This is a genomic window from Rhodophyticola sp. SM2404 (genome assembly GCF_053570515.1).
Window position 1 is genome coordinate 178838 of record NZ_JBSEDL010000004.1, and the last position, 23770, is coordinate 202607.

A 23770-nucleotide genomic window follows, 5' to 3' on the forward strand; every position below is an offset into this window, starting at 1 on the left:
AGTCTTGCAAACGCGCAGGTAAAAGGGGCAGGTTGTCAAAGTAGATTTGCATTTTTGCAAAATGAGGATGGTATGCGGAATTGGGATGATGCGCGGGTATTTCTGGCGGTGGCCCGCAGTGAAAGCCTGACGGGCGCGGGCAAGATTTTGCGGATGGATGCCGCGACCGTGGGGCGGCGCGTGGCCCGCTTGGAGGAGGCGCTCGGCCAAGTCCTGTTCGTGAAATCCCCGCAAGGCTACGCGCTGACAGAGGCGGGCGCGCGGCTGTTTGAACCGGCAGAGCGGGCCGAGATGGCTTTGTCATCGGGGGCGGGGGCGGTTTCGGGCGTGGGGGAGGGGATGTCGGGGATCATCCGTATCGGTGCGCCTGATGGCTGCGCGAATTACCTGCTGCCGCAGGTCTGCGCCGCGATCCAAGCCGATAATCCCGATCTTGAGGTTCAGATTCTGGCCCTGCCGCGGGTGGTGAACCTGTCCAAGCGCGAGGCGGATATGGCCATCACAGTCAGCCCGCCTGATGCAACGCGGCTCAGCGTGCAAAAGATCACCGATTACCGTCTGCATCTGGCGATGCGCCATGATCTGCCCCAGCCCGAGGCGCTGCATCATGCGCCCGAGCACCCCGTGATCGGCTATATCCCTGATATGATTTTCGACAAGGAATTGGATTATTTAGGGGCCTTGGCCAAGGGGGGCGTGCAGCGCGCCTCCAATTCTGTTGCGGTGCAATTGCAGATGTTGCGGCAGGGGGGGATTGGCATCGTGCATGATTTCGCGCTGCCCTTTGCCCCTGAATTGACGCGTGTTCTGATGCAGGACCTCAGCCTGACGCGCGCCTTTTATCTGGTGCGCCATGCCTCGGATCGGCGCTCGGACCGTTTGACGCGCTTTGCCGATGCTTTGGTGGCGGGGTTGCAGGCCGAGGTCGCGCGGCTCGAAGCCATGGCGGACGGGGCCCGCTCTCCATTGCAGACTTGACAGCTGGCCAAGCCCCGCGCGACGCTGGAGCCATCCAGTATGTTTGGGAGGACATCTGATGTTGGTTTCACAAATCCTCAAGACCAAAGCCAATCAGGGCATTTTGTCGGTTACAAAGGACCAAACGGTTCTTGAAGCGGTCGAATTGATGAGCGCGCATCGCGTGGGCACAGTGATGGTATCGCCCGATGGGAAATCCATTGACGGTGTCTTGTCCGAGCGCGATGTCGTGCGCGAAACAGGCAAGCGCGGCGTCGAGGCGATGCTTGACCCCGTCGAGGCGCTGATGACCGCCAAGATCGTCACCTGTGATGAGAACCAGACCGCGCTCGAGATTTTGCAGATCATGACCGATGGCCGCTTCCGCCATATGCCCGTGATCCGCAATGGCGAGATGATCGGGCTGATCTCGATCGGGGATGTGGTCAAGGGCCGCCTTGCCGAATTGGCGATGGAAAAGGATGCGCTTGAAGGGATGATTATGGGGCATTGACGGACGCCCCTTAATCAAAGCCTCTTGCGTTCAGCCGCGCAATAATGTTGCGTGCAGCCCAGATAAGGGATGAGGAGGTCAGATCCATGCGCACAGGTCTATATCCGGGCACATTTGATCCAATTACATTGGGCCATGTCGATATCATCAAGCGCGCCTGCAAGCTGGTGGACCGCCTTGTCATTGGCGTTGCCATCAACCGCGACAAAGGCCCGCTGTTCTCGCTTGAAGAACGTGTGGCCATGGTCGAGGCCGAGATGAAAACCATCTCCGAGGCCACAGGCGTTGAGATCGCTGTTCATCCTTTCGAGAACCTTTTGATTGATTGCGCGCGCGATGTGGGGGCCTCGATCATCATTCGTGGTCTGCGGGCGGTTGCTGATTTTGAGTATGAATTCCAAATGGTTGGCATGAACCGTAAACTCGACTCCGAGATCACGACCGTGTTTTTGATGGCCGAGGCCGAGCGTCAGGCCATCGCCTCGAAACTGGTCAAGGAGATCGCGCGGCTCAACGGCGATGTCTCGGCATTCGTGCCGCCAGCGGTGCGCGACGCATTGGTTGCGAAATACGGGCGCTGATCTGCGCTTTTCCTTTCGCTTTCGCCGCACTAGGGTGCGCGCCAAATCGCAGATAAGGAGAGAGCCTGATGGCCGATATCAAAGATCCCGAAAACACCATCCTGATTGAATTGAAAGATGGCACTGTCACGATCGAGCTCTTGGCCGATGTGGCCCCCCAGCATGCAGCGCGCATGAAGGAATTGGCGCGCGAAGGCGCTTATGACGGCGTGGCCTTTCACCGTGTGATCGACGGCTTCATGGCGCAAACGGGTGATGTGCAGCATGGCAAGCTGGATGATGGCGGCAATATCCGCATGGCGGGCACGGGCGGTTCGGACAAGCCTGACCTGCCTGCCGAATTCTCGAAATTGCCGCATGACCGTGGCACTTTGGGCGCGGCACGTTCCTCCAACCCGAACTCGGCCAACAGCCAGTTCTTCATCAATTTCAGCGATAACCATTTCCTCAATGGCCAATACACCGTCTATGGCCGCGTGATCTCGGGCATGGAGCATGTTGATGCGATCACCCGTGGCGAGCCACCTGCGAGCCCCGACAAGATGATCAGCATGAAGGTGGCCGCAGATGCGTAAGCTCGCGCTTGGTCTAGCGGTTTCCCTGCTCGGTGCGCCCGCTTTTGCAGCAGGTCTTGAGATTGATGTCGCAGGTGAAGCCAGCGGCACGATCATCATTGACCTGTTCGAGGATGTGGCCCCCCAGCATGTTGAGCGGATCACCACGCTCGCCTCGGAAGGGGCCTATAATGATGTGGTGTTTCACCGCGTGATCGAAGGCTTCATGGCGCAGACGGGCGATGTGGAATTTGGCCGTCAAGGCATGGATATGCGGTATTCGGGGCGGGGTGGCTCGGAATATCCCGATCTGCCTGCCGAATTCTCCGATCTCGATTTTGCGCGTGGCGTGCTTGGCATGGCGCGCAGCAACAATCCGAACTCGGCCAATAGCCAGTTCTTCATCATGTTTGCGCCCGCGCCGCATCTCAATGGGCAATATACCATTGTCGGGCAGGTCGTGGATGGCATGGATGTGGTGGATGCGATCAAGCTTGGCCGTGGCCCCAATGGCGCTGTGATCGGCGCGCCCGATCGCATGGTCGAGGTACGTGCCTTGGACAGCGATCCAGAGCCTGCGGCGCCTGCCGCCAGCGAGTAACAAAGCCTCAGCCCCCCTCACAAGCGTGTGAGTGGGGCTTTGCGCAAGACCAAAGCTCTGTCACCCTATGCGCGTCAGATGACGTCAAAAGGGGGAAGGGCGCCATGCGCATCATCACAGCGATTATTGCAATTTGTCTTGCAGCACCCGTTTGGGCCGATCCGGTCCTGTGGCGTGCCGAATGGCCGAATACCGATTTCACCCAAAGCGAGATTGAGTTTGACTCCGTCATGGATGGCGGACCGCCGCGTGATGGTATCCCTGCGCTGGATGCGCCCCAAATGATCGCAGTGGGTGATGAAACCCGCCTCGCGCCCAATGAACCCGTGATCACCGTCAGACTTGATGGCCCCGCGCGCGCCTATCCTTTGCGCTACCTGACATGGCATGAGATCGTGAATGACGAGGTGGAAGGCCTGCCGATTGCCGTTACCTTCTGCCCCTTGTGCAATTCAGCCATCACCTTTGATCGCCGTGTCGAAGACCGCGTGCTGAGTTTCGGGGTGTCGGGCAAGCTGCGCCATTCCGATATGATCATGTATGACCGCGAGACCGAAAGCTGGTGGCAGCAGGCCATTGGCCAAGGTATTGTTGGCGAGATGACAGGCGTTGATCTGGATGTGATCCATGTCTCATGGGTGGAAAGCTGGGAAAGCTTTAGCACTCGCAACCCTGACGGATTGGTGATGGATCAGCCCGATTTCAACCGCCCCTATGGGCGCAACCCTTATGTGGGTTATGACAGCTCGGCGCAGCCTTTCCTCTATAATGGTGAAAACCCACCCCATGGCATCGAGCCTTTGGCGCGTGTGGTGCGTGTGGGCACGCAAGCATGGCCTTTGTCGCGCCTTTCGCAGGAGGGCACAATCAGCGAGGCAGGTATGACACTGGACTGGCAGGGCGGCGTGGCCTCGGCCCTTGATGCCGCGCGCATTCCTGAGGGGCGTGATGTCGGGATGGTGCGGGTCTCGGACGGGCAGGGGGCCGATATCGCCCATGACGTGATGTTTGCCTTTGCCTTCCATGCCTTCTGGCCCGAAGGTGACTGGATGTTGGGTCAATAAGCACGAAATCGGCAACAGCCGGCAACTGAGAACTTGACGCCTCCCGCCGCGCGGCATAGCTCGCAGGCCATGGCACGCGCACCCCTTCTCCAGCTTTCCGACATCTCGCTGACTTTCGGCGGCGATCCGATTTTCCATGACCTCGGTCTTGTGGTCCAGGAGGGCGACCGTGTCGCGCTTGTGGGGCGCAATGGATCGGGCAAATCGACCTTGCTCAAGGTGATGGCGGGCCTGACCGAGCCAGACAAAGGCGCTTGCGTGATCCCGCAAGGGGTGAGTGTCGGCTATATGGAACAAGACCCCGTTTTCGACGGCTTTGCGACCTTGGGTGATTACGCCACCGCAGGTTTGGCCGATGGCGAGGAATGGCGCGTCTATTCCGTGGCCGAAGGGCTCAAGCTGCGGCTTGATGCCGAACCTGATCGCGCCTCGGGCGGGGAACGCCGCCGCGCCGCGCTGGCTCGTCTTCTGGCGGAAGCGCCCGAATTGATGCTGCTGGACGAGCCGACCAACCATCTCGATATTCAGGCGATTGGCTGGCTTGAAAGCCAATTGGCCGAAAGCCGCGCGGGCTATGTGGTGATTTCGCATGACCGTGCCTTTCTCAATGCCCTGACCCGCGCCACGCTTTGGGTGGATCGCGGCCAAGTGCGGCGCAACGAAAAGGGCTTTGCCCATTTCGAGGAATGGCGCGACAAGCTGTGGGAAGAAGAGGACGTCAACCGCCACAAGCTGGACCGCAAGATCAAGGCCGAAGCCAGATGGGCCGTTGAAGGGATCAGCGCGCGCCGCAAGCGCAACCAGGGCCGTGTGCGCGCCCTGCAAGGCCTGCGCGCCGAGCGCTCGTCGATGATCCGCCGTCAGGGCACGGCCGCGATGGCATTGGAAGATGGTCAGCAGTCGGGCAAAAAGGTGATCGAGGCGCGCGGCATCTCGAAAAGCTTTGGCGACAAGGACATTCTGGCCCCCTTTGATCTGCGCGTGTTGCGCGGGGACCGTGTGGCTTTTGTGGGGCCCAATGGTGTGGGCAAGACCACTTTGCTGAAAATCCTGACAGGCGAGATTGAGCCTGATGAGGGCAGTGTCAAACATGGCACCAACCTCGATATCGCGGTGTTTGACCAGACCCGCGCCCTGCTTGATCCCGAAGCCACGCTTTGGGATTGCTTGACCAATGATCCCCTGATGGGGGTGAGCGGCTCTTCCGACCAAGTGATGGTGCGCGGCACACCGCGCCATGTGGTCAGCTATCTCAAGGATTTCCTCTTTGATGACCGTCAGGCCCGCGCAAAGGTCAAATCGCTTTCAGGTGGGGAAAAGGCGCGGCTTTTGCTGGCGCGCATCATGGCGCGCGAAAGCAATTTGCTGGTGCTTGATGAACCGACCAATGATCTGGATGTGGAAACGCTGGACCTGTTGCAGGATTTGTTGGGCGATTGCGGCGGCACGGTTTTGTTGGTCAGCCATGACCGTGATTTCCTTGATCGCGTGGCCACCACGACAATCGCCATGGAAGGCGATGGCCGCGCCACGGCCTATGCGGGCGGCTGGACGGATTACCTGACGCAGCGCGGTGCGGATCAGGAAAAATGGGAGGGCGAAACGGTCTCGAAATCGTCAAAACCCGCGCCTGAGAAACCCAAGGCCCAAGCGCCTAAGGCGGCCAAACTCAGCTTTACCGAGACCCACCGCCTTAAAGAACTGCCCGCCGAGATCGCGCGGCTTGAGGCCGAGATTGCAAAGCTGGAAGGCCTGCTCTCGGATGCAGAATTGTTCACGCGCGAGCCTTTGAAATTCCGCAAAGCAACAGAAGCCCTGACCGAGCGGCAGCAAAAACTGGCCGCAGCCGAGGAAGAATGGCTGGAACTGGAAGATCGCGCGGCAGGCTGATCTGGGTGCTCTAACCCTTGGGCGCAAATTGCGTAATCGCCACGCCCACAGCCATCACCGCAATGCCCAAAGCGCGGATCAGGCTCAGCGGGGTCACATTGGCCCCGAACAGCCCGAAATGATCAATGATCGCGGCCGAGATCAATTGACCGATCAACACGAAAAACACCGCATTCCCCACCCCGAAACGCGGGGCGATAAAGGTGATGCTGAGCACGTAAAACGCCATGAACGCCCCTGCTAAAAACAGGTATTTCGGCTGCTCGGAAAGCGCGCCAAGGCTTGATGCGCCTGTCTTGAGCATCACCACCGCCGAGACACACATCCCCACAAAACATAAAACCACGGCTGCCGCCGCAGGACTGCCGATATTGGCCCCCAGCCGCGCATTCATCACCGCCAGAAGCGGGATGCCGATACCGGCCAGCAACATGATCAAAGCGGGATGGGTCCATGGCATGGCGGGCTACCTTTCAGCTACAAATTCCAACCAACTCAACACCACTCCAAGGCAGAAGTATATCGCTTTGCGCGCGCGGCTGTTGCGAGATCGGCCTGAGATCCATGGCTTGCGAGATCAGACGCTCCAAGCGCAGCGTCCGTGCGCCCCGAGGATCAAGGGTTCGGCAACAGACATATTCCTCAACAAGGCTGGCTTGCTGCTCATAGCCATAGTCCAGAAAGGGCAGCTCGGCCTCGGTCTCGAACAGATATGGGTCCTCAAGGCGGGCATGTTCGGCGAAGGCGTGGGCAGGGTGGTAGCCCGTGCGCGCGCGGTTTTGCCATTGCCAGATATGGGTCATTTCATGGGCAAAAAACATTTGTGCCAGCAGGTTCACCGCGCCATCCTCGCGCGCGATGTAATCGGGCAGGGCATAGTCCTCGCGCAGATGAAGGCGGTTGAAAAACACGATACCCGCCGTGCGCCCCGTAACGGTATCGCCCTCAAGCGCTGGAAATATCCTTTCGCGGCAGGTGCTGCGGGGGCGGGCGGGATAGCTGCGGGTGGTCAGCCCGATCAACGGGTTCTGCGTGATGCGCACAGGGACGGGGTCAAAGGCGGGGCCTGCCAGTTCAGCCATGAAAACCTGCTCGGCCTCGGTCAGAGGGCGGCCACAAGCGGCAAGCAGGAAAAGGGCAAACAGGGTCCAGCGCATGGGGTCAGGATAGACAGAGTTCCCCGCGAAACAGAAGTGTTTTGCGCGCGTGCGCCCTGCAATGGCGGAATTCTTGCCGATATGGCTTGCATTAAATCTCGGCCAAAGCCCCGCGCTGCGCGATCACCTTGCGCGCGACATCGCATCCCGCGCGCGCGGCCTGCTCCATGCTGGCCCCGCGATCCAATGCCACCAGAAAGCCTGCATTGAAGGCATCCCCCGCCGCTGTGCTGTCCACAACTTGCGCCACTGGCGCAACATCAAGATAGGACAGCGCGCTTGCGTCAGAAAGGCAGATCGGGCCCGCGCCGTTTTTCACCACCACCCGAGCCGCGCCCGCCTTGCTGTAGCGCGCGGCACAGGCGGCAAGATCGCCATCGCCAAACCACTCGACCTCATCCTCAAACGAGGGCAGGATGATATCGGCGCATCCTGCTGCCTGCATGATAACCGCGCGCATCTCATCGGCATCGCGCCAAAGCTTCGGGCGCAGGTTCGGGTCAAAGGCAACAACTGCCCCTTGCGCGCGGGCCTTGGCGATGGCGGCCAGCAGGTTTTTGCGCCCTGTTTCGGGCAGGATGGCAAATGTGATCCCCGAGACATAAACCAGATCACCGGCTTTGATATCGGGCAGGTCGCCTAGATCATCGGCCAGTGTTCTGGCCGCCGATTGCCCGCGCCAATAGCTGAAGGACCGCTCTCCGTTTTGCAGCGAAATCATATAGAGCCCGATCGTGCGATCTGTGCTGTAGCGCAGCTCGGGCGTGACCCCCGCTTGGCGGATGAAGGCCTCCAATTGGCGCGAGGCGTCATCCTCGCCGATTGCCGTCATATAGGCGACCTCAAGCTGCGGCCCTGCCAATTTGCGCGCATACCAAGCGGTGTTGAAAGTGTCGCCCGCAAAGCCCGCTTTGTAGAGCCCGTCTTGCGCAGGTGCCATTTCCAGCATGCATTCCCCGATGGATAAGAAGCGACGCATCCTAAGGCCCCGCTGTCTTGAGCATTTGCAAAAAGGCCTGAACCTTGGCGGTGCGGTGCAGATCGACATGGGTGACCAGCCAAAGGCTGGCCTTGAAATCGCCGCTCGGCGGGAGGAGGGCGACAAGGTCTTGGCACGCGCTTGCATCATGCGCGGCGAGAAATCCCAACCCCATCCCTGCGCAGATAGCCTCTTGCGCGACATTGGGGTCATTTGTCTCCAATGCCAGCATGTCGCGGGTGACATTTTCAGTCATCCACTCCGAGAAGGGCAGTCGCGAGTTTTGCCCGATGGCCCCAACAAAGCGGTGCCCTGCAAATCCCCCGCCCTCGGGGTGACCGTATTGCGCGATATAACTTTGGCTTGCGAAAAGCCCGAACTCAATCGGTCTGAAGGGCTGGACGACATAATCGGGCATATCGGGCTTTTTGCCTGCGCGAATGGCGATATGGGCCTCGCCATATTCGAGACGGGCAAGGTTTTCCCCTGCGATATATGTCAGCTCGATATCGGGGTGGATTTGGTGAAAAGCGCGGATGGTGGGTATGATCAAAGCCGCAACCCCCGAAAGTGAGGTGATCACCAGATTACCTGAAAGCTGGCTGGCGCGGCTTTTATTGCGGCCTTCAAGATCTTCAAACATCTCATCAGCGCGGCCTGCCACTTCCAGCATATCGCGGCCCGCATCGGTCAGCGTGTAGCCGCGGGCATGGCGCTGGAACAGCGGTGCACCAAGCGCGCCTTCCAGCGTATCCACATGGCGGTTGATCGTGGCGCGATGCACCCCAAGCGCTGTGGCGGCGGCGCTGACCGTGCCAAGCTGTGCTAGCTTCAGGGCGGTTCTGAGTTCGGTCCAATGATCCATACATCCTGCTAACACGGAGCATATGTCGCATCAATGCGCATATGCTGCGCAATTGGGTAAGCTGTGCTGCATTTGGGATCGCTGAATACTGCCCTCAAGACAGTTTTAACAGCGCTATGGCCGCACGCCCAAGGGCCCGCCTGCGCAAGCCAAAGGAAGAATGACCATGACACAAACTCAAAAAAACCTCCTCAAATTTGCGGCCGTGCTTTGGGTGATCTGGGGGCTTGTCCATATGTTTGCGGGCCTCATCACCATTATCCGCCCCACGGCGGAAGGCTTCGCGGGCATTGCTGATGCGGTGGAGCCTGCCTTGCTGGCCGCCGAGTATCATGGCGCTGTTGGCGGCATCCTCAATCAACACGGGTTCAACCTGCTCTGGATCGGTTTGGTGACCTTGATCGGTGCAGGATTTATCTGGCGGGGCAATATGACAGCGATCTGGGTGACTACGCTTGTGGGCGGTTTGGCAGATGTCGGATATTTCCTTATGCTTGATCTGCAAGGCTATGTAAATTTCGTCCCCGGAACGGTCATGACATTATTCTCCAGCGCGGCCGTTATCTCGAGTTTCTTGGTCTGCCTGCCACGCCGCAAGGCCGAGCTGTCCTGAACACCCGTTTGAATTGAGGTATATCATGTCGACTATTCCAAAGATTTCACTGCGCGAAGATGGTCCTTTGATTGTTGAAAACGGGCCTGATCTGAAAACAGGGCAGGGCGGAGATATCGACGCCAAGCCGATGATGGCTTTGTGCCGCTGCGGGGCCTCCTCCAACAAGCCTTTTTGTGACGGGTCACATGGTGGGGCGGGCTTTGTCAGCGCGCCTGACCATACCAAACTGCGCAACGCCGCTGTTGAGTATCAGGGCGAGGCCGAGGGCGTGCCTGTCATCATCAGCTACACCCCCGCTCTGTGCACCCATGCCGCGCAATGTCAGGCGCGTGCGAAGGCGGTGTTCAACCCCAAGCAGAAGCCGTGGATCCAGCCAAGCGAGGGCAAGCTGGCCGAGATTTTGGATGTGATCGCGGCCTGCCCCTCGGGGGCGTTGCGGGTCTCGGTGGGGGATGTGCCCGAGCAGCATATGACAACGGGTGATGTCTCGATCCAGATTGAGAAAAACGGCCCCTATCATGTCACCAATATCGGCTTGGAGGCCGAGTTCAACGGGGTCGGTGCCAGCCGCGCGAAATACTCGCTTTGCGGTTGTGGCCTGTCCAAGAACAAGCCCTTTTGCGATGGCAGCCATTATGACGCGAAATGGCGCGATGACAGCGCGCCAGACTGAACGCGCCCTAAATCGCGCGTTCATCCAGAAGATCGGCAAGGATCGGATTGGGGAAGCGGCGCGATAGGGTCACGGCGTAGAAGGTCTCGGTGATATTGGGCAGGCGCTCGGCCTCGATCAGGCGGCCTGTATTCAATTCATCCTGCACCACAATGGGCGAGAGCACCCCCAGCCCCGCGCCTGCGCGTGTCAGCAGGCGCATCATCGCCATATCATCCACCTCGGCGGCGATCTGGGGGCGGATGCCAAGACGCTCGGTCCATGCATCAAAGCCCACCCTGATATTGGTATCGGGGGTGGGCAGAATAACGGGCTGGGTCGCAACCCTTTCTGCGGCGCTTAAGTTGTCTTGCAGCCGCTCGGGCGTGCCGATCAGGCTGACGGGTTGCTCGGAGATGCGGTGCGAGACAAAGGGCGTGACCGCATCGCGTGAGGGGGCGCGGTTGATCAGCACGACATCAAGGTTCAGGCTTTCCAGTGATTGCAACAAATCAGCACTGGTGCCCGAGCGCAGGATGATCTCCACATCGGGGCGGTCCAGCACGGGGCGCAGGAATTCCATATGGAAGTTGCGCGACAGCGTGGCCAATGCCCCGATCCGGATGGCTTGGCGCGTGCGCCCCTTTTCCTGCAAAGTGCCCACCAGTTCACGCCCTGCCGCGAAAATCGCATCGGCATGATCCAGCGCGATCCGGCCCGCCTCGGTCAGGATCAACTGGCGTCCGCGTCTCTCGAAAAGGGGGTGGCCCAGTTGCGCCTCAAGCTGTTTGATTTGCACGGAGACCGCCGATTGCGACAGGTTCAACCGCTCGGCCGTGCGCGTGAGATTGCCATCATGGGCCACAGCCCAGAAATAGCGCAGATGGTGGTAATTGAACTCTGACATATCCATTCATTTAACAGAACGATAATTAGCAAACAATGAATTTTATTCTTTGTTTTGGCGCTGCTATTTCCCCCGAAACTCGCATTCCAGCCAAAGGATTTTGCCCCGTGCTTATCGCGACCCTGCCTTTCCTTGCGCCTCTTGCCCTTGTGGGGGCTGCCATCCTCGCATTTCGCGGGCCGCAATTGCGCCCCTTCCAGACCCTGCGTCAGGTGGAATGGATTGCGCTGGCGGGGTTTGCCATTGCGGTGCTCTCTGGCGGGCTTTTGGTGCTGCATGGCGCGGGCAGCAGCCCGTTGATCGGGGTGTTCGGGATGGGCCTTTCGGTCAGGCTCGACCCTGTCAGCGCGATTATGTTGCTGCTGGTCTCTTTCGTGGGCTGGATCGTGCTGCGTTTCGCAGCCACCTATATGGATGGCGATGAGCGGCAAGGCCCTTTCACAGGCTGGCTCTGCGCGACTTTGGTGGCGGTTATGATGCTGGTGATTGCGGGCAATCTGCTGCAATTGGCGCTGGCATGGATCGCGGTCAGCCTGTTTTTGCACAAGCTGCTGCTGCATTACCCCGACCGCGTGGCCGCTCAAAGGGCAGGGCATAAGAAATGGATCACCGCGCGCATGGGGGATGCGGCTTTGGTGATCGCCTTTATCCTGCTTTTGATCAATTACGGCACGGGCGATATCGCGCATATCCTTGAGGCGGCCCGCCTTGGCGAGGGCCGTGATCTGGCCCCTTGGATTGCCGCGGCCCTTGCACTGGCCGCGATGCTGAAATCGGCGCAATTCCCGATGCATGGCTGGCTGACCGAGATGATGGAGACACCGACCCCCGTCTCGGCGCTGCTGCATGCGGGCGTCATCAATGCGGGCGGGTTCTTGTTGATCCGCTTTGCCGATGTGATGCTCCTCTCGCCCGGAGTTTTGGCCTTTTTGGTGATTATCGGCGGGTTCACGGCGCTTTTTGGCGGCTTGGTGATGTTGACGCAATCGGCGGTGAAGACCTCGCTGGCATGGTCCACCGTGGCGCAAATGGGCTTTATGGTGCTGCAATGCGGTCTGGCGCTTTTCCCGCTGGCGCTGCTGCATATCGTGGCCCATTCGCTTTATAAGGCCCATGCCTTTCTTGCGTCAGGCTCGGCCGTGGAGGGGGTGGCCTCGATCCGCAGGCCGGGGCCTGTGGCGATCCCCAATGGGGTGGCCGTGGGGCGGGCCTTTGTGATTGCGCTGGTGATCTATGCCGCCGTTGGCTTTGTCTTCGGGGTTTCGGGCAAATCCCCGCAAGCGATTGCGCTCGGCGCAATCCTGATCTTTGGCGTGGCCTATCTGCTGGCGCAAGGTTTGGCCGATGCCGCCCCGCGCGTCTTGACACAGCGCACAGCCCTTTACTCGGTCGCCGCAGCCATCGGGTATTTCGCCCTGCAACGCGGTGCGGATTGGCTGATGTATGGCACCTTGCCCGCAACCCCTGCGCCTGGACCATTGGAATGGGCGCTGATCCTGCTGGCACTGTTCAGTTTCGGCGTGGTGGCGGTGGCACAAGCGATGTTCCCGCTATGGGCCTATCATCCCGCCGCGGCGGGGCTGCGGGTGCATCTGTCCAACGGGCTCTATGCCAATGCGGTGTTTGACAAAATCCTGAATGCTTGGTCCGCCAAGCGTCCCTCCTGATCGAAGCAAAGGACCTGATCCCATGACCAAAGCTCCCAAGCTCTCGCTAACCGCCCTCACCAAAGCCAGTGACGCAAGCGCCCGCGCCATCCCGCCTGTCTGGCCGCTGGCCTCTTCGGTGGCGGTGAACCCCTATCTTGGTCAAACGGGCGAGACATTGGCCCAAACGGGCGCGCGATTGGGCCGTATCGGGGGTGTTGCCGTCACCATGCCGCGCGAATGGTATGCCACGCGGATCGCCGATGGCACGATCACCGATGCCGATCTGGAGGCCGCCCTTGCCGCACAGCAGGGCGCGGGGCCAAACGATATCGCGGCCCTCAAAGAGGCCGCCAAAACACAAGCCGCCCCCCAAACCCCGCATCCCAGCATCGCCGATCTGGCGGCAGAGGTCTCGGGCATTGATTGGGCGGGCATTATTGCTGATCGGTTCAGCCAATGGGCGGCAGGCTATTTCGACCAAGGCCAAGCGCTGTGGTCCGCGCCGCGTCGCCGCGGGGCCTATGATGCATGGCGTCAGCACGCCACCCATGATCTGACGCCCGAGATTATGGGGCTCAGCGGCTTTGGCCAATTTGCCAGCGAAACCCCTGATACCGCCCCTGAGGCGCGGTTGCGGGCGGCCAAGCGGCTTGGCCTTGGCGCGCAGATGCTCGACACCTATTTCCATCAATTGCTTTTCTCGCTCGGGGGATGGGCGCAGGTGGCGCGCTACCATCTATGGCAGGCCGAATTGGAAGGGCGCTCGGATCAGACCATCACTGATTTGCTGACCATTCGCCTTTTGTGGGAGGAGGCGCTGTTCCTGCAATATGAGGATGAGATCACCGCCAAATGGCTAGAGGTGAAAGCCGGACATGCCAGCCCGCTTGCGCCATCGCAGGACCTTGAGACAGATGCCATTTTGCAGGAGGCATGGGAGCGCTCGGTCCAGCGGGATTTGGCCCAGACCTTCGCCCAAGCCCCGTGTAATACCAATGATACGCGGCCTGCCTTGCAGGTGGCTTTCTGTATCGATGTCCGCTCCGAGGTGTTCCGCCGCGCGTTGGAAGGGGTGAACGATGACATCCAAACTCTTGGTTTCGCAGGATTCTTTGGCTTGACAGCAGCGCATAAAGGCTTTGCCTCGGATGTGACCGAGAAACGTTTGCCCGTATTGCTCAACCCTGCGGTCACCTCGACCTCGCAAGGGGATAACCCGCTGGCCGATCAGAACACCCGCTTCAAAGCGCGCGCCAGTCGTGCATGGGGGCGGTTCAAATTGGCGGCGGTCTCCTCCTTCGCCTTTGTCGAGGCGATGGGGCCGATCTATGCGGCCAAGCTGCTGCGCGACACCTTCAACATGGCCCCCAATGCGATGCCCAATGGCCCCGCACCGCGGCTTGATCCGGCCCTTGATCTGGACAGCCAGATCACCTCGGCTGAAACCATTTTGCGCGCGATGTCCTTCACCGATAATTTCGCGCGGCTGGTGGTGTTGGCGGGCCATGGCGCGAATGTGGTCAATAACCCCTTTGCCAGTGGCCTGCATTGCGGGGCCTGCGGCGGCTATTCGGGCGAGGTGAATGCCCGTCTTCTGGCAGGGCTTTTGAACAGCGTCGAGGTCCGCGAAGGGCTTGCCGCGCGTGGCATCGACATCCCCGAGGATACGCTGTTTCTGGGGGCCTTGCATGACACGACCACTGATCAGATCACCCTATATGAGCGGGACCCCGCAAAGCATCTGCACACGGCCGAGATCAACCAAGCCAAGGCGTGGTTTGCCGCCGCAGGCGCGGTCACGCGGGGCGAGCGGGCCTTGCGCCTTCCTCGGGCGAATGGGGGGTCTGATATCGTCAAGCGAAGCCGCGATTGGTCGGAAACGCGTCCAGAATGGGCTTTGGCGGGCTGCAAGGCCTTCATCGCCGCCCCGCGTCAGCGCACAGCGGGCAGATCCTTGCAGGGTCGCGCTTTCCTGCATGATTATGACTGGAAACAGGACAAGGGCTTTGGCGTGCTGGAGCTGATCATGACCGCGCCCGTGGTCGTGGCCAGTTGGATCAGCTTGCAATATTACGGCTCGACCGTGGCGCCGCAGGCCTTCGGGGCGGGGAACAAGCTTTTGCACAATGTCACAGGCGGGATCGGCGTGGTCGAGGGCAATGGCGGCACCTTGCGCGCGGGTCTGGCATGGCAATCGATTTATGAGGGTGAGGGTTATGCCCATGATCCGCTGCGGCTCTCGGTTTGCATCGAGGCCCCGCGCGAGGCAATGAGCGATATCCTGAGCCGTCATGAGGGCGTGCGTGCGCTGTTTGACAATCGCTGGCTGCATTTGTTTGCGCTGGATGAGACAGGGCAGATGGCGTGGCGCTATGAGGGTAATCTGGAATGGTCCCCCGTGGAGCATGCAGAATGGGCTGGGGAGCCACTGAAAATGGCAGGCTAAGGCCCGCGCGCGGGCTCTCGCGACCGATTGCGCGCAGGAGCTTCGTCTAGCTTTCCCGAAACGCGCGCGAGAAGTAATCCGACAGCGGTTGGATCAGATAGGCCAGAGGCATTCGATCCTGTGTGCGGATAAAGGCCTCGACCGGCATGCCGGGCAGCAGGGTGACATCGCCTAATTGGCGGATTTCACCATCAGCCAGCATGATCTCCACCTCGTAAAAGGCCGCCCCTGTGGCCTCGTCAATGAAAGTATCGGCCGAGACGCGTGTGACATAACCCTCAAGCTCGGGTGTCATGCGCGCATCAAAGCTGGGAAAGCGCAAGGTGACGGCCTGTGTGGGGGCGACCTGATCAACATGGATCGCCTCAATGCGGGCCGAGATCACCAAGGGGCGGTCTTGCGGCACGATATAGAGGATGGGTTCAGCCGCGCGGATCACCGAGCCTGCGCCGAATATGGCCAGATCATAGATAATCCCCGAGACGGGCGCGCGCAGGTCGCTGCGCCCCAAGGCGCGGGCGAGGCTGCGGGCGCGTTCGGTCAGTTCTTCCTCCTGCACACGTATTTCGCGCAATTCGGCAATGGCTGTCTCGCGGTGTTGATTGCGGCGTTGCAAAGCGGCCAGTTCAATCTCGGTGATGCGCCCCCGCGCGCTTGCGATCGAGGCCTCAACCTCGCCGGAGGCCCCGAGCAGAATTGCTTCCTCGCGCCTTAGGGCCAGCACGCGGGCTGATTGTGCCAACCCGCGCTCAAGCAGGGCTTCTTGCGTGCTCAGATCTTCTGCGACTAAGCCTTGTTGCCGCGTGAGCGCATTTTGTTGTGCTTCCAAACCATTGATCTGGCTTTCAATTTGCTCAGCGCGGCGCGTCAGTTGCTCCAACTCGCGCTCGAAGGTTTCGCGACGGGCGAAAAAGAGGTTTTCTTGACCCACGATGATATCGGCAAGCTCATGATCTTCCCATGCCTGTTCCAAAAGATCATCGGGAAAACGGATCATGTCTTGGGTGTCACGCTCGGCCTCGAGCCTTGCACGGCGGGCGCGGGCCTCGTTCAGTTGAGCGGTGACCACAGCAAGATTGGAGGCGGCATCCGATCCATCAATCCTGAGCAAAACTTGGCCCTCTGCGACGCTCTCGCCTTCCTCAATAAGCAGGGCCTGCACCACGCCGCCCTCGGGATGTTGAATGACTTGTCTGTTTTGATCCACCTCGATCCAGCCCGCGGCCACCACCGCGCCTGCAATTTGCGACAGCGCGGCCCATGCCCCGAACCCAGCCACCAAGACGAAAAGGGCACAAAACCCGAGGATCATCGGGCGCTGAACGGACCATGCCGCTTTGCCCTGCGCCATCAGCTTGCCCCCGCAGGGACTGAATGGAGAAGGCTTGCATGATTGCGCACCATGCGGCGCAAAACCTCGTCACGCGGGCCGAAGGCCTTGGGCAGCCCCGCCTCGATCATCAGCAGCGTGTCGCATTCGGCAATTGCGGCGGGGCGATGCGCCATGATCAGCACGGATTTTTCCTCCGCCTTCATCTGACGGATCGCTTGGTTCAGGGCCTCACTCCCATCATTATCAAGATTGGAATTCGGCTCATCCAGCACCAGCAAGACCGGATCGGAATAAAGCGCGCGGGCCAGCGCAATGCGCTGAATTTGGCCGCCTGAGAGCCGCGACCCGATATTGGAGACGGGCGTGTCATAGCCCATGGGTTGGGCAAGGATCATCTCATGCGCGGCGGCCTGTTTGGCGGCGCTGATAATGCGGGCAGGGTTCGCATCCGCATCAAGACGAGCGATGTTTTCCGCGATTGTGCCCTCGAACAGGGTGACCGATTGGGGCAGATAGCCGATTAGGCGGCCCAGAATATCGGGGTGGTATTGGTCCAAAGTCGCGCCATCAAGGCGGATATGGCCCGATGCAGGCGGCCAAACGCCTGTCAGGGCGCGCGCCAGCGTGGATTTGCCAGCGCCTGATGGGCCGATCACGCCCAAGGCCTGCCCAGGCTCGACCATAAAGCTTACGGCGCGCAGGCTGGATTGGCTCTCGCCAGGGGGGATGACGGCAAGATTGCGGATCTCGAGCCGCGCTTGCGGGCGCGGCAGAAGCAAAGGCGCTGCCTGTTCGGGCGTTTTGCGCAACAGCTCTTGCAGATTTGACCACCCTACCATGGCGCGTTGGATCAACGCCCATTGCCCAATCGCCATTTCAATCGGGGCCAGCGCGCGCCCCAGCAGGATCGAGCCCGCGATCATCGCGCCTGCCGTCAATTGGCCCTGCAAAACAAGATAGGCACCAAGCCCTAATATGGCCGATTGCAAGAACAGCCTGAAGGTTTTGCTCAAACTGGTAAAGCTGCCGACCCGATCAGCCGCGGTGATGGATTGGCCCAAAGCAACCTCGCGCTGGCCGCGCCATCTGTTGAAAACCGCGTTTTGCATCCCGAGGCTGCGGATCAACTCGGCCTCGCTTTGCATCTGCCCTGCCATGCTGTCCGCGCGCAGCGAGGCCGAGGTGGCCATGCGCAAGGAGGATCGCGTCATGGTTTGGGTCAAAAGCGCTACAATAACCAAGAGCCCGCCACCCGCTACAGCCAGCCAGCCGAGCCATGGATGGAACAGAAAAATCGCAAATAAAAACAAGGGTGTCCAAGAGATGTCAAAGATCGCCAGAAAGGCAGGAGAGGAGAGCAGCCTTTGAGCGGATTCGAGGTCTTGCAACCCTGTCTGCGGCCCGCCTTCGCGTCTTGCCCGTGTCAGCGAGGCCGAGAACACCCGCGCATCCAGCCCGTCTTGCAGGCGCGCGCCGATCCGTGCGGCCACGCGGCCCCTGACATAATCAAGCAGGCCCATCATCAGAAACAGAAAGGCCAATAGGATCGATAGACTGACCAATGTTTCTTCCGAGCGTGAGCCTAGAACACGGTCATAGACCTGCAACATATAGAGCGGGCCCGAGAGCATCAGCAGATTGGTGAAGATGCTGAACAGGAAAACCGCGCCGAACAAATGCATGTTCCGGCCTCTCAGGCGGGTCAATTCGGTGTGGCTGTTTGCAAACATGGCCGACCTCAGGGGCAATCAGGGCGCTATGATCTGACAAGCCTAGTGCAGCCGTTATGCGGGCGGGAATATCGGTGCTGATATCCTGTGGGTTTTTGCCATATCTTGCCTGCCGTAAGACCCTTTGAGTTGAGCTTTGGTGGCCAAGTATTTGAAATTATGAATGTAATCATCGTAAACCCATCGGCGGAAATACAGGACATGGCCCTGATATGGACCATGACCCCTAACGTTCCCCTAATGGATGGGCAGTCTTTTGCTGAGCCGCCCCTTTTTGCAGCCCATTTTCCGCGCAGCGCTGTTGGTTTGGTCAGGTCTGTGGCAATGCGGCTTTCACGGTGGGGGCGACTTCGGTGCCAAGCAATGTGATCGAGCGTTGCATTGCTTCCGTATCCAGCATGGCCGTGCTCATCTGGAAAGACAGCCGCGATATGCCTCCAAGCGTGTTATGTGCGGCAAGCACCTTTTCACGAACAGAGTGCGGGCTTCCCACCAGAAACGCTCCATGCGGGCCGCACATTGCATCGAATTGCGGGCGGTTGGGGGGCGGGAAACCCCGTTCCTTCCCGATATCGGCCATCACATGCGCCCATCCGGGATAGAAAGCATCGCGGGCTTGCTCGTCGGTATCGGCGACAAACCCCATCGCATGAATCCCAAGCTTGAGCGTCTGCGGTGGATGGCCTGCCTGTTGGCCTGCCGCATAGTAAAGATCAACCAGCGGACGGAACCGCGCAAAACTGCCGCCAATGATTGCGATCATCAATGGCAGGCCAAGACGGCCCGCGCGCTCGAAGGAGGCGGGTGTTCCGCCAACGCCCAACCAGACGGGCAGTTTATCCTGATAGGGGCGGGGATAGACGCCTTGGCCGCTTAAAGCGGGGCGGAAGCGGCCTTGCCATGTTACATGGGTGTCTTCGCGCAGCTTGAGCAGCAGATCGAGTTTTTCGGCAAATAGCGCGTCATAATCCTGCATGGCGAAGCCGAAAAGCGGATAGGCCTCACCAAAGGAGCCGCGCCCCACAACAATATCGGCGCGCCCTTTGGAGATCAGGTCGATGGTGGCGAAATCTTGAAAGACACGTACGGGATCAGCGGCGCTGAGCACAGTCACGGCACTGCTGAGGCGGATATTGGTGGTTCGCGCAGCGGCGGCGGCAAGGATCACGGCGGGGGCTGCGTCAAGAAATTCGGCACGGTGATGCTCGCCCATTCCAAAGCAGTCCAACCCCACACGGTCGGCGGTTTCAACCTCGGCAAGCAGGTTTTCCATCCGCTCGGCCGCAGGCACGATATGCCCTGTTGCGGGGTTGGGCATAAGGGCTGCGAAACTGTCGATGCCGATTTCCATGTCGTCTCCGATCCAAGCTCAAAGGCGCCGCTGCAAGGCGCAGGGCTCTCATGTCAGATATTGTGCCTGACGACGGCATTAAATGCGCGAATAAGCGCAGAAAATGCGCGCGGGCTGATCAGATCGCGGCGCGGTGGCTAGCCCGGCATCTTGTCGAAGGCGGGGATGGCGTCATCCAGCAGGGTCGCGGTCATTTTGCTGGAGGCATAGACATTCACTTTTGGTGCGAATTCTTCCTGCTCATTGATCACACCCGCCCGCAGCCCAAGCATGCCGTCGCGTGCCGAGTTTTGTGTGAACAGCGGTGTCCCGCAGGTGCCGCAGAAGGATTTTGTCATCGTGCTGCCGCGGTCGGATCTGTGTTGGAAGGTTTTCGGAGTGCCACTGACCGTTACATCTTCAAGCTTCATGATCATCAGCGTGGCATAGGCGCTGCCCGTGGATTGGCGGCATGCGGTGCAATGGCAATTGGCCATGATCGGCACCTCGCCATTCGCGACAAAGGAAATCTCACCACAGAGGCATTGGCCTGTCAGCTTGGTCATCGGGTATCCTTTCTGGGGCTGCCGTGTTTGCCTGACCGAGCCTAGGGGATTTCCACCAATCAGCAAGAAGAAAGAAGCGCTGTTACACGCCCAGATAGGTGTGGATCTTTGCGGGGTCCGAACGCAAATCCGCGCCTGTCATCGTATCGAGATTGCGCCCGTTCTCGATGAAGGTTGCCTGATCGGCCACGGCCAAAATGGCGTCGATGCGTTGCTCGACCAGCACCACCGCCAATCCGTCATCGCGCATGCGCAGGATGACATCGCGGATCAACTCGATCATCGAGGGTTGCAGCCCCTCTGTCGGCTCATCCAGCAAAAGCACTTTGGGGCGCAGGCACAGCGCGCGGGCGGTGGCCAGCATCTGTTGCTCGCCCCCCGAAAGGGTGCCTGCCGCTTGGGTCAACCGTTCACGCAGGCGCGGGAACATCTCTAGCACCCAGTCGCGCGTCTCGTGGCTTTCCTTGCGCACCATCAGCCCCATCTCGATATTTTCCGACACCGTGAGCTGCGGAAACAGGCGGCGGCCCTGCGGCACATAGCCGATCGCATGTTTGGGCACCTGATGAGGGGGCAAATCGCTGAGCGTGGTCTCCTCCAGCGTGATCTGGCCCGCGCTGAGGGGCAACAGCCCCATGATGGATTTCATCGCCGTGGTCTTGCCCGCCCCGTTGCGGCCCAAAAGGCAATGGATCTCGCCCGCCCGCGCGGTGAAGGAGACACCATAGAGCACTTTCACGCTGTCATAGGCGACATGGATATCCTCAACCCTCAGCATTGTTTGTTCCTAGATAGGCTGATTTGACAGCGGCATTTTCGCGGATTTCGTCTGGCGTTCCGCTGGCGATGATCCCGCCTGAATCAAGCACGGTGATCTGCTCGGCGCTGCGCATGACCACATCCATATTATGCTCGATCAACAAGATGGTGGTCTTGCCCGCCAGCGATTTGATCAAGGCCACAAATTCCGAGATTTCCGCCTCGGCCAGACCTTGCGTCGGCTCATCCAGAATGAAGAGCTGCGGGTCTTGGGCAAGGCCCATGGCAATCTCGAGGACGCGCTGGTGACCATAGCTCAGATCACCCGCGATCTGCTCGGAGCGCTCCGCCAGATTGATACGCTCCAACACGGCATCAACCTTGGCTTGCACCTGTTTCTCGGGCAAATGCCCCGCGCGCCGCACCGCCAGCGCCACATTCTCGCGCACCGATAAATTCCCAAAGACCGAGGTGATCTGGAAGGTATAGGCCATGCCAAGGGCAATGCGTTTATGGGCGGGCAGGGCGCTGATATCCTTGCCGTTGAAAAAGACCTGCCCCGAGGTCGCGGGGATCCGCCCGCAAAGCATGCCCACAAAGGTGGATTTGCCCGCGCCATTGGGGCCGATCAGGGCCATGATCTGGCCCTGTGCCAGTTTGAAATCGATATTCGTGGCGGCTTTGATGCCATCGAATGTCTTGGTCAGACCACGGGTTTCCATCAGTGTCATGGCAGCCATTTCAGGCCTCGTTTGCGCAATTCGCCACCCAGACCTTTCGGGGCAAAGAGGGTCAGCAGCACCAGAACCACGCCTGCAATCAGCATATAGGCATCGGTGACATTGCTGGACCACTCAATCAGATAGAACAGGAAGACCACGCCGATCAGCGGGCCAATGGTTGTGCCGGCACCCCCCAAAAGCACCCAGACCAGCGGCAGGATCGAATATTGCACGGTGGCAAAGGTTGCGCCGACATAGCCAAACAGCAGCGCATAGGCCGCTCCCGCAACGCCTGAAAGGGTGCAGGACAGGATCACAGCGATCAATTTCAGCCGCCATGTGTCATAGCCAAGCATTCGCGCGCGCTCTTCATTCTCGCGGATCGCGATCAGCGCGCGCCCGAGGCGGGATTTGACCAAAGCGGCCGTGCCCAAAAAGCTGGCCGCGAACAAGATGAGTGCGGCCCAGAATTTGGTGGTCTCTTGGGTCAGGTCGAGGCCAAAGAGGGTGCGCTGGACTTGGGTCAGCACAAAGCCCTCATCCCCGCGCGTGCTCGCCCCGAAATAGAGGATTGTGAGATAGCCCGCCTGCGCGAACATCAGCGTCACGATCATGAAGGCGACTTCCTTGGTGCGCAGCGCCAGAAACCCGACCGCTAGCGCCACAAGTGCTGTAAATGCCACCGAGATCATCAGCGCCACGGATGTCGGCACCCCCAGATACGAGACCGACATCCCGAACCCATACATGCCTGCCGCAAAGAATAGCGCATGCCCGAGGCTGAGCAGGCCCGTATAGCCAAAGAGCAGATTGTACCCCATCGCATAGACCGCCAGCACCAATATCCGCGCCAGATTGCCAGCGTGATAGGCGGGCAGGGTGAAATAGAGCACAATAAGAAGCACCACCACGCCTGCATGGAACAGGTAGGATTTGCGAAGATCACTCATCAATCCCGTTTTCCCATCAAACCTTGCGGGCGGAAGACCAGCACCATGGCCACCGCCAATGTCGCAATGATTTTCGCTAATGTCGGCGAGAAGAAGACCGAGATGATCCCGTCACTCATCCCGATCAGAATGGCCGCCACCACCGTGCCTGGAAGGCTGCCAAGCCCGCCGATGATCACCACGATGAAAGACAAAAGCAGCGGGTCATGGCCCATCAGGTAATGGGCTTGCTGGACAGGCACGATCAAAACTGCACCCACAGCCGCCAGCCCCGCACCAAGCCCGAAGACATAGGCAAAAACCCTATCCACGGGCACCCCAAAGGCTTGCGCCATATCGCGGTCTTGCTGGGTGGCGCGCATGATCAGGCCGAATTTGGTCCGCGTCATCAGCAGCCAGATGCCTGTCAGGATCACCAAAGCGGCAAAGATCACGAACAGCTTATAGCTGGTGACGCTCAGCCCCCAAGGGTAGAATATCTCAAAGCCGCTCTCGCCCCATTCAAACCATGGCAGGGCAATGCGTTGGTTGAAGGGGGGATCAACGGGGCGTGCATCGGGCCCGAAGCCCATTAATGCGGATTGCTGGATGATATAGAGCAGGCCAATCGTGGCCACGATGGTCCGCTCGGGGTTGTAATTGACCCGTTGCAGGATCAACCGATCTGCCGCCGCCGCCAATACGCCCACCAGCAATGGCGCGATCAGCAAAGCCCCCACAAAACCGATGGCAGGATGCCCGCCAAGACTGGTTGAGATAAACCACGCAAATACCGCGCCGAGCATGAAAAATTCGCCATGGGCCACATTCACGACGCGCATAACGCCGAACACGATGCTGAGGCCCATAGCAGTAAGCGCCAGAATGGCAGCCGTCACGGCTCCCTCAAGCGAGGCTAGAAACAGATGAGGTCCGAAATCCATGAGTGTTCCCGCCTGAGGGCCGTGA

General features: G+C 59.8%; 24 protein-coding genes. 11 read left to right on the forward strand and 13 right to left on the reverse strand.

All coding sequences use genetic code 11. The annotated features are described in order from the left end of the window. Positions 1 to 72: 72 nt before the first annotated feature. From ACTYEO_RS07900 to ACTYEO_RS07930, 7 genes are all read left to right on the forward strand, one after another. Positions 73 to 978, forward strand: coding sequence for a LysR family transcriptional regulator (locus tag ACTYEO_RS07900; protein WP_449323183.1), 906 nt, complete (start codon positions 73 to 75; stop codon positions 976 to 978). A 58-nt stretch (positions 979 to 1036) separates the two neighbouring features. Continuing rightward, complete coding sequence (locus tag ACTYEO_RS07905) at positions 1037 to 1471, forward strand: CBS domain-containing protein (RefSeq protein WP_449323184.1); 435 nt, start codon at positions 1037 to 1039, stop codon at positions 1469 to 1471. 86 nt (positions 1472 to 1557) lie between these two features. Beyond that, a complete protein-coding gene (gene coaD, locus ACTYEO_RS07910) occupies positions 1558 to 2052 on the forward strand; it encodes a pantetheine-phosphate adenylyltransferase (protein WP_449323185.1) in 495 nt (164 codons plus the stop codon). Between the two features lie 68 nt (positions 2053 to 2120). Beyond that, positions 2121 to 2627, forward strand: a complete 507-nt coding sequence (locus ACTYEO_RS07915; protein WP_449323186.1) for a peptidylprolyl isomerase — start codon at positions 2121 to 2123, stop codon at positions 2625 to 2627. Continuing rightward, a complete protein-coding gene (locus ACTYEO_RS07920; RefSeq protein ID WP_449323187.1) occupies positions 2620 to 3207 on the forward strand; it encodes a peptidylprolyl isomerase in 588 nt (195 codons plus the stop codon). Before ACTYEO_RS07915 ends, ACTYEO_RS07920 begins: the two co-directional genes overlap by 8 nt. 104 nt (positions 3208 to 3311) lie before the next feature. Beyond that, positions 3312 to 4271 carry a DUF3179 domain-containing protein gene (locus ACTYEO_RS07925; RefSeq protein WP_449323188.1) on the forward strand — a complete coding sequence of 320 codons (960 nt, stop codon included), beginning with the start codon at positions 3312 to 3314 and terminating at the stop codon, positions 4269 to 4271. A gap of 69 nt (positions 4272 to 4340) precedes the next feature. Further along, positions 4341 to 6161 (forward strand): ABC-F family ATP-binding cassette domain-containing protein, encoded by a 1821-nt coding sequence (locus ACTYEO_RS07930; RefSeq protein ID WP_449323189.1) that lies wholly within the window; start codon positions 4341 to 4343, stop codon positions 6159 to 6161. A gap of 10 nt (positions 6162 to 6171) precedes the next feature. On the opposite strand, the gene ACTYEO_RS07935 is transcribed toward ACTYEO_RS07930, so the two are convergent. From ACTYEO_RS07935 to ACTYEO_RS07950, 4 genes are all read right to left on the reverse strand, one after another. After that, positions 6172 to 6621 carry a DMT family transporter gene (locus ACTYEO_RS07935; protein ID WP_449323190.1) on the reverse strand — a complete coding sequence of 150 codons (450 nt, stop codon included), beginning with the start codon at positions 6619 to 6621 and terminating at the stop codon, positions 6172 to 6174. 13 nt (positions 6622 to 6634) lie between these two features. Further along, positions 6635 to 7318 (reverse strand): hypothetical protein, encoded by a 684-nt coding sequence (locus ACTYEO_RS07940; protein WP_449323191.1) that lies wholly within the window; start codon positions 7316 to 7318, stop codon positions 6635 to 6637. 91 nt (positions 7319 to 7409) lie between these two features. Continuing rightward, positions 7410 to 8297, reverse strand: coding sequence for a sugar kinase (locus ACTYEO_RS07945; protein ID WP_449323192.1), 888 nt, complete (start codon positions 8295 to 8297; stop codon positions 7410 to 7412). 1 nt (position 8298) lies between these two features. Further along, positions 8299 to 9162 carry a LysR family transcriptional regulator gene (locus ACTYEO_RS07950; protein WP_449323193.1) on the reverse strand — a complete coding sequence of 288 codons (864 nt, stop codon included), beginning with the start codon at positions 9160 to 9162 and terminating at the stop codon, positions 8299 to 8301. 166 nt (positions 9163 to 9328) lie between these two features. Here ACTYEO_RS07950 and ACTYEO_RS07955 point away from each other — a divergent pair, with 166 nt between their 5' ends. Both ACTYEO_RS07955 and ACTYEO_RS07960 read left to right on the forward strand, forming a co-directional pair. Continuing rightward, the gene (locus ACTYEO_RS07955; protein ID WP_449323194.1) at positions 9329 to 9775 is read left to right on the forward strand and encodes a hypothetical protein; all 447 of its coding nucleotides are present in this window, start codon (positions 9329 to 9331) and stop codon (positions 9773 to 9775) included. 25 nt (positions 9776 to 9800) lie between these two features. Continuing rightward, positions 9801 to 10451, forward strand: coding sequence for a CDGSH iron-sulfur domain-containing protein (locus ACTYEO_RS07960; protein ID WP_449323195.1), 651 nt, complete (start codon positions 9801 to 9803; stop codon positions 10449 to 10451). 7 nt (positions 10452 to 10458) lie between these two features. Here the strand turns inward: ACTYEO_RS07960 and ACTYEO_RS07965 are convergent, their stop codons facing one another. Beyond that, positions 10459 to 11337, reverse strand: coding sequence for a LysR family transcriptional regulator (locus ACTYEO_RS07965; protein ID WP_449323347.1), 879 nt, complete (start codon positions 11335 to 11337; stop codon positions 10459 to 10461). 107 nt (positions 11338 to 11444) lie between these two features. On the opposite strand from ACTYEO_RS07965, the gene ACTYEO_RS07970 reads away from it, so the two are divergent. Together ACTYEO_RS07970 and ACTYEO_RS07975 are read left to right on the forward strand one after the other, a co-directional pair. After that, positions 11445 to 13004, forward strand: a complete 1560-nt coding sequence (locus ACTYEO_RS07970) for a proton-conducting transporter transmembrane domain-containing protein (protein WP_449323196.1) — start codon at positions 11445 to 11447, stop codon at positions 13002 to 13004. 22 nt (positions 13005 to 13026) lie between these two features. Then, positions 13027 to 15432 carry a YbcC family protein gene (locus ACTYEO_RS07975; RefSeq protein WP_449323197.1) on the forward strand — a complete coding sequence of 802 codons (2406 nt, stop codon included), beginning with the start codon at positions 13027 to 13029 and terminating at the stop codon, positions 15430 to 15432. A 46-nt stretch (positions 15433 to 15478) separates the two neighbouring features. On the opposite strand, the gene ACTYEO_RS07980 is transcribed toward ACTYEO_RS07975, so the two are convergent. The 8 genes from ACTYEO_RS07980 to ACTYEO_RS08015 all read right to left on the reverse strand — a co-directional run bounded on the left by ACTYEO_RS07980 (position 15479) and on the right by ACTYEO_RS08015 (position 23745). Beyond that, positions 15479 to 16783, reverse strand: a complete 1305-nt coding sequence (locus ACTYEO_RS07980; protein ID WP_449323198.1) for an HlyD family type I secretion periplasmic adaptor subunit — start codon at positions 16781 to 16783, stop codon at positions 15479 to 15481. Continuing rightward, positions 16783 to 18447, reverse strand: coding sequence for a type I secretion system permease/ATPase (locus tag ACTYEO_RS07985; protein ID WP_449323199.1), 1665 nt, complete (start codon positions 18445 to 18447; stop codon positions 16783 to 16785). The genes ACTYEO_RS07980 and ACTYEO_RS07985 overlap by 1 nt, the downstream gene beginning before the upstream one ends. A gap of 358 nt (positions 18448 to 18805) precedes the next feature. Further along, positions 18806 to 19846 (reverse strand): LLM class flavin-dependent oxidoreductase, encoded by a 1041-nt coding sequence (locus ACTYEO_RS07990; RefSeq protein ID WP_449323200.1) that lies wholly within the window; start codon positions 19844 to 19846, stop codon positions 18806 to 18808. Positions 19847 to 19983: 137 nt separating this feature from the next. Beyond that, positions 19984 to 20391 carry a GFA family protein gene (locus ACTYEO_RS07995; RefSeq protein ID WP_449323201.1) on the reverse strand — a complete coding sequence of 136 codons (408 nt, stop codon included), beginning with the start codon at positions 20389 to 20391 and terminating at the stop codon, positions 19984 to 19986. Between the two features lie 82 nt (positions 20392 to 20473). Beyond that, positions 20474 to 21169, reverse strand: coding sequence for an ABC transporter ATP-binding protein (locus tag ACTYEO_RS08000; RefSeq protein WP_449323202.1), 696 nt, complete (start codon positions 21167 to 21169; stop codon positions 20474 to 20476). Beyond that, positions 21156 to 21881: an ABC transporter ATP-binding protein gene (locus tag ACTYEO_RS08005; RefSeq protein WP_449323348.1), complete on the reverse strand. Its 726-nt coding sequence runs from the start codon at positions 21879 to 21881 to the stop codon at positions 21156 to 21158. Before ACTYEO_RS08005 ends, ACTYEO_RS08000 begins: the two co-directional genes overlap by 14 nt. Further along, a complete protein-coding gene (locus ACTYEO_RS08010) occupies positions 21878 to 22822 on the reverse strand; it encodes a branched-chain amino acid ABC transporter permease (RefSeq protein WP_449323203.1) in 945 nt (314 codons plus the stop codon). The genes ACTYEO_RS08005 and ACTYEO_RS08010 overlap by 4 nt, the downstream gene beginning before the upstream one ends. Continuing rightward, a complete protein-coding gene (locus ACTYEO_RS08015; RefSeq protein WP_449323204.1) occupies positions 22822 to 23745 on the reverse strand; it encodes a branched-chain amino acid ABC transporter permease in 924 nt (307 codons plus the stop codon). The genes ACTYEO_RS08010 and ACTYEO_RS08015 overlap by 1 nt, the downstream gene beginning before the upstream one ends. Between the last annotated feature and the right edge of the window lie 25 nt (positions 23746 to 23770).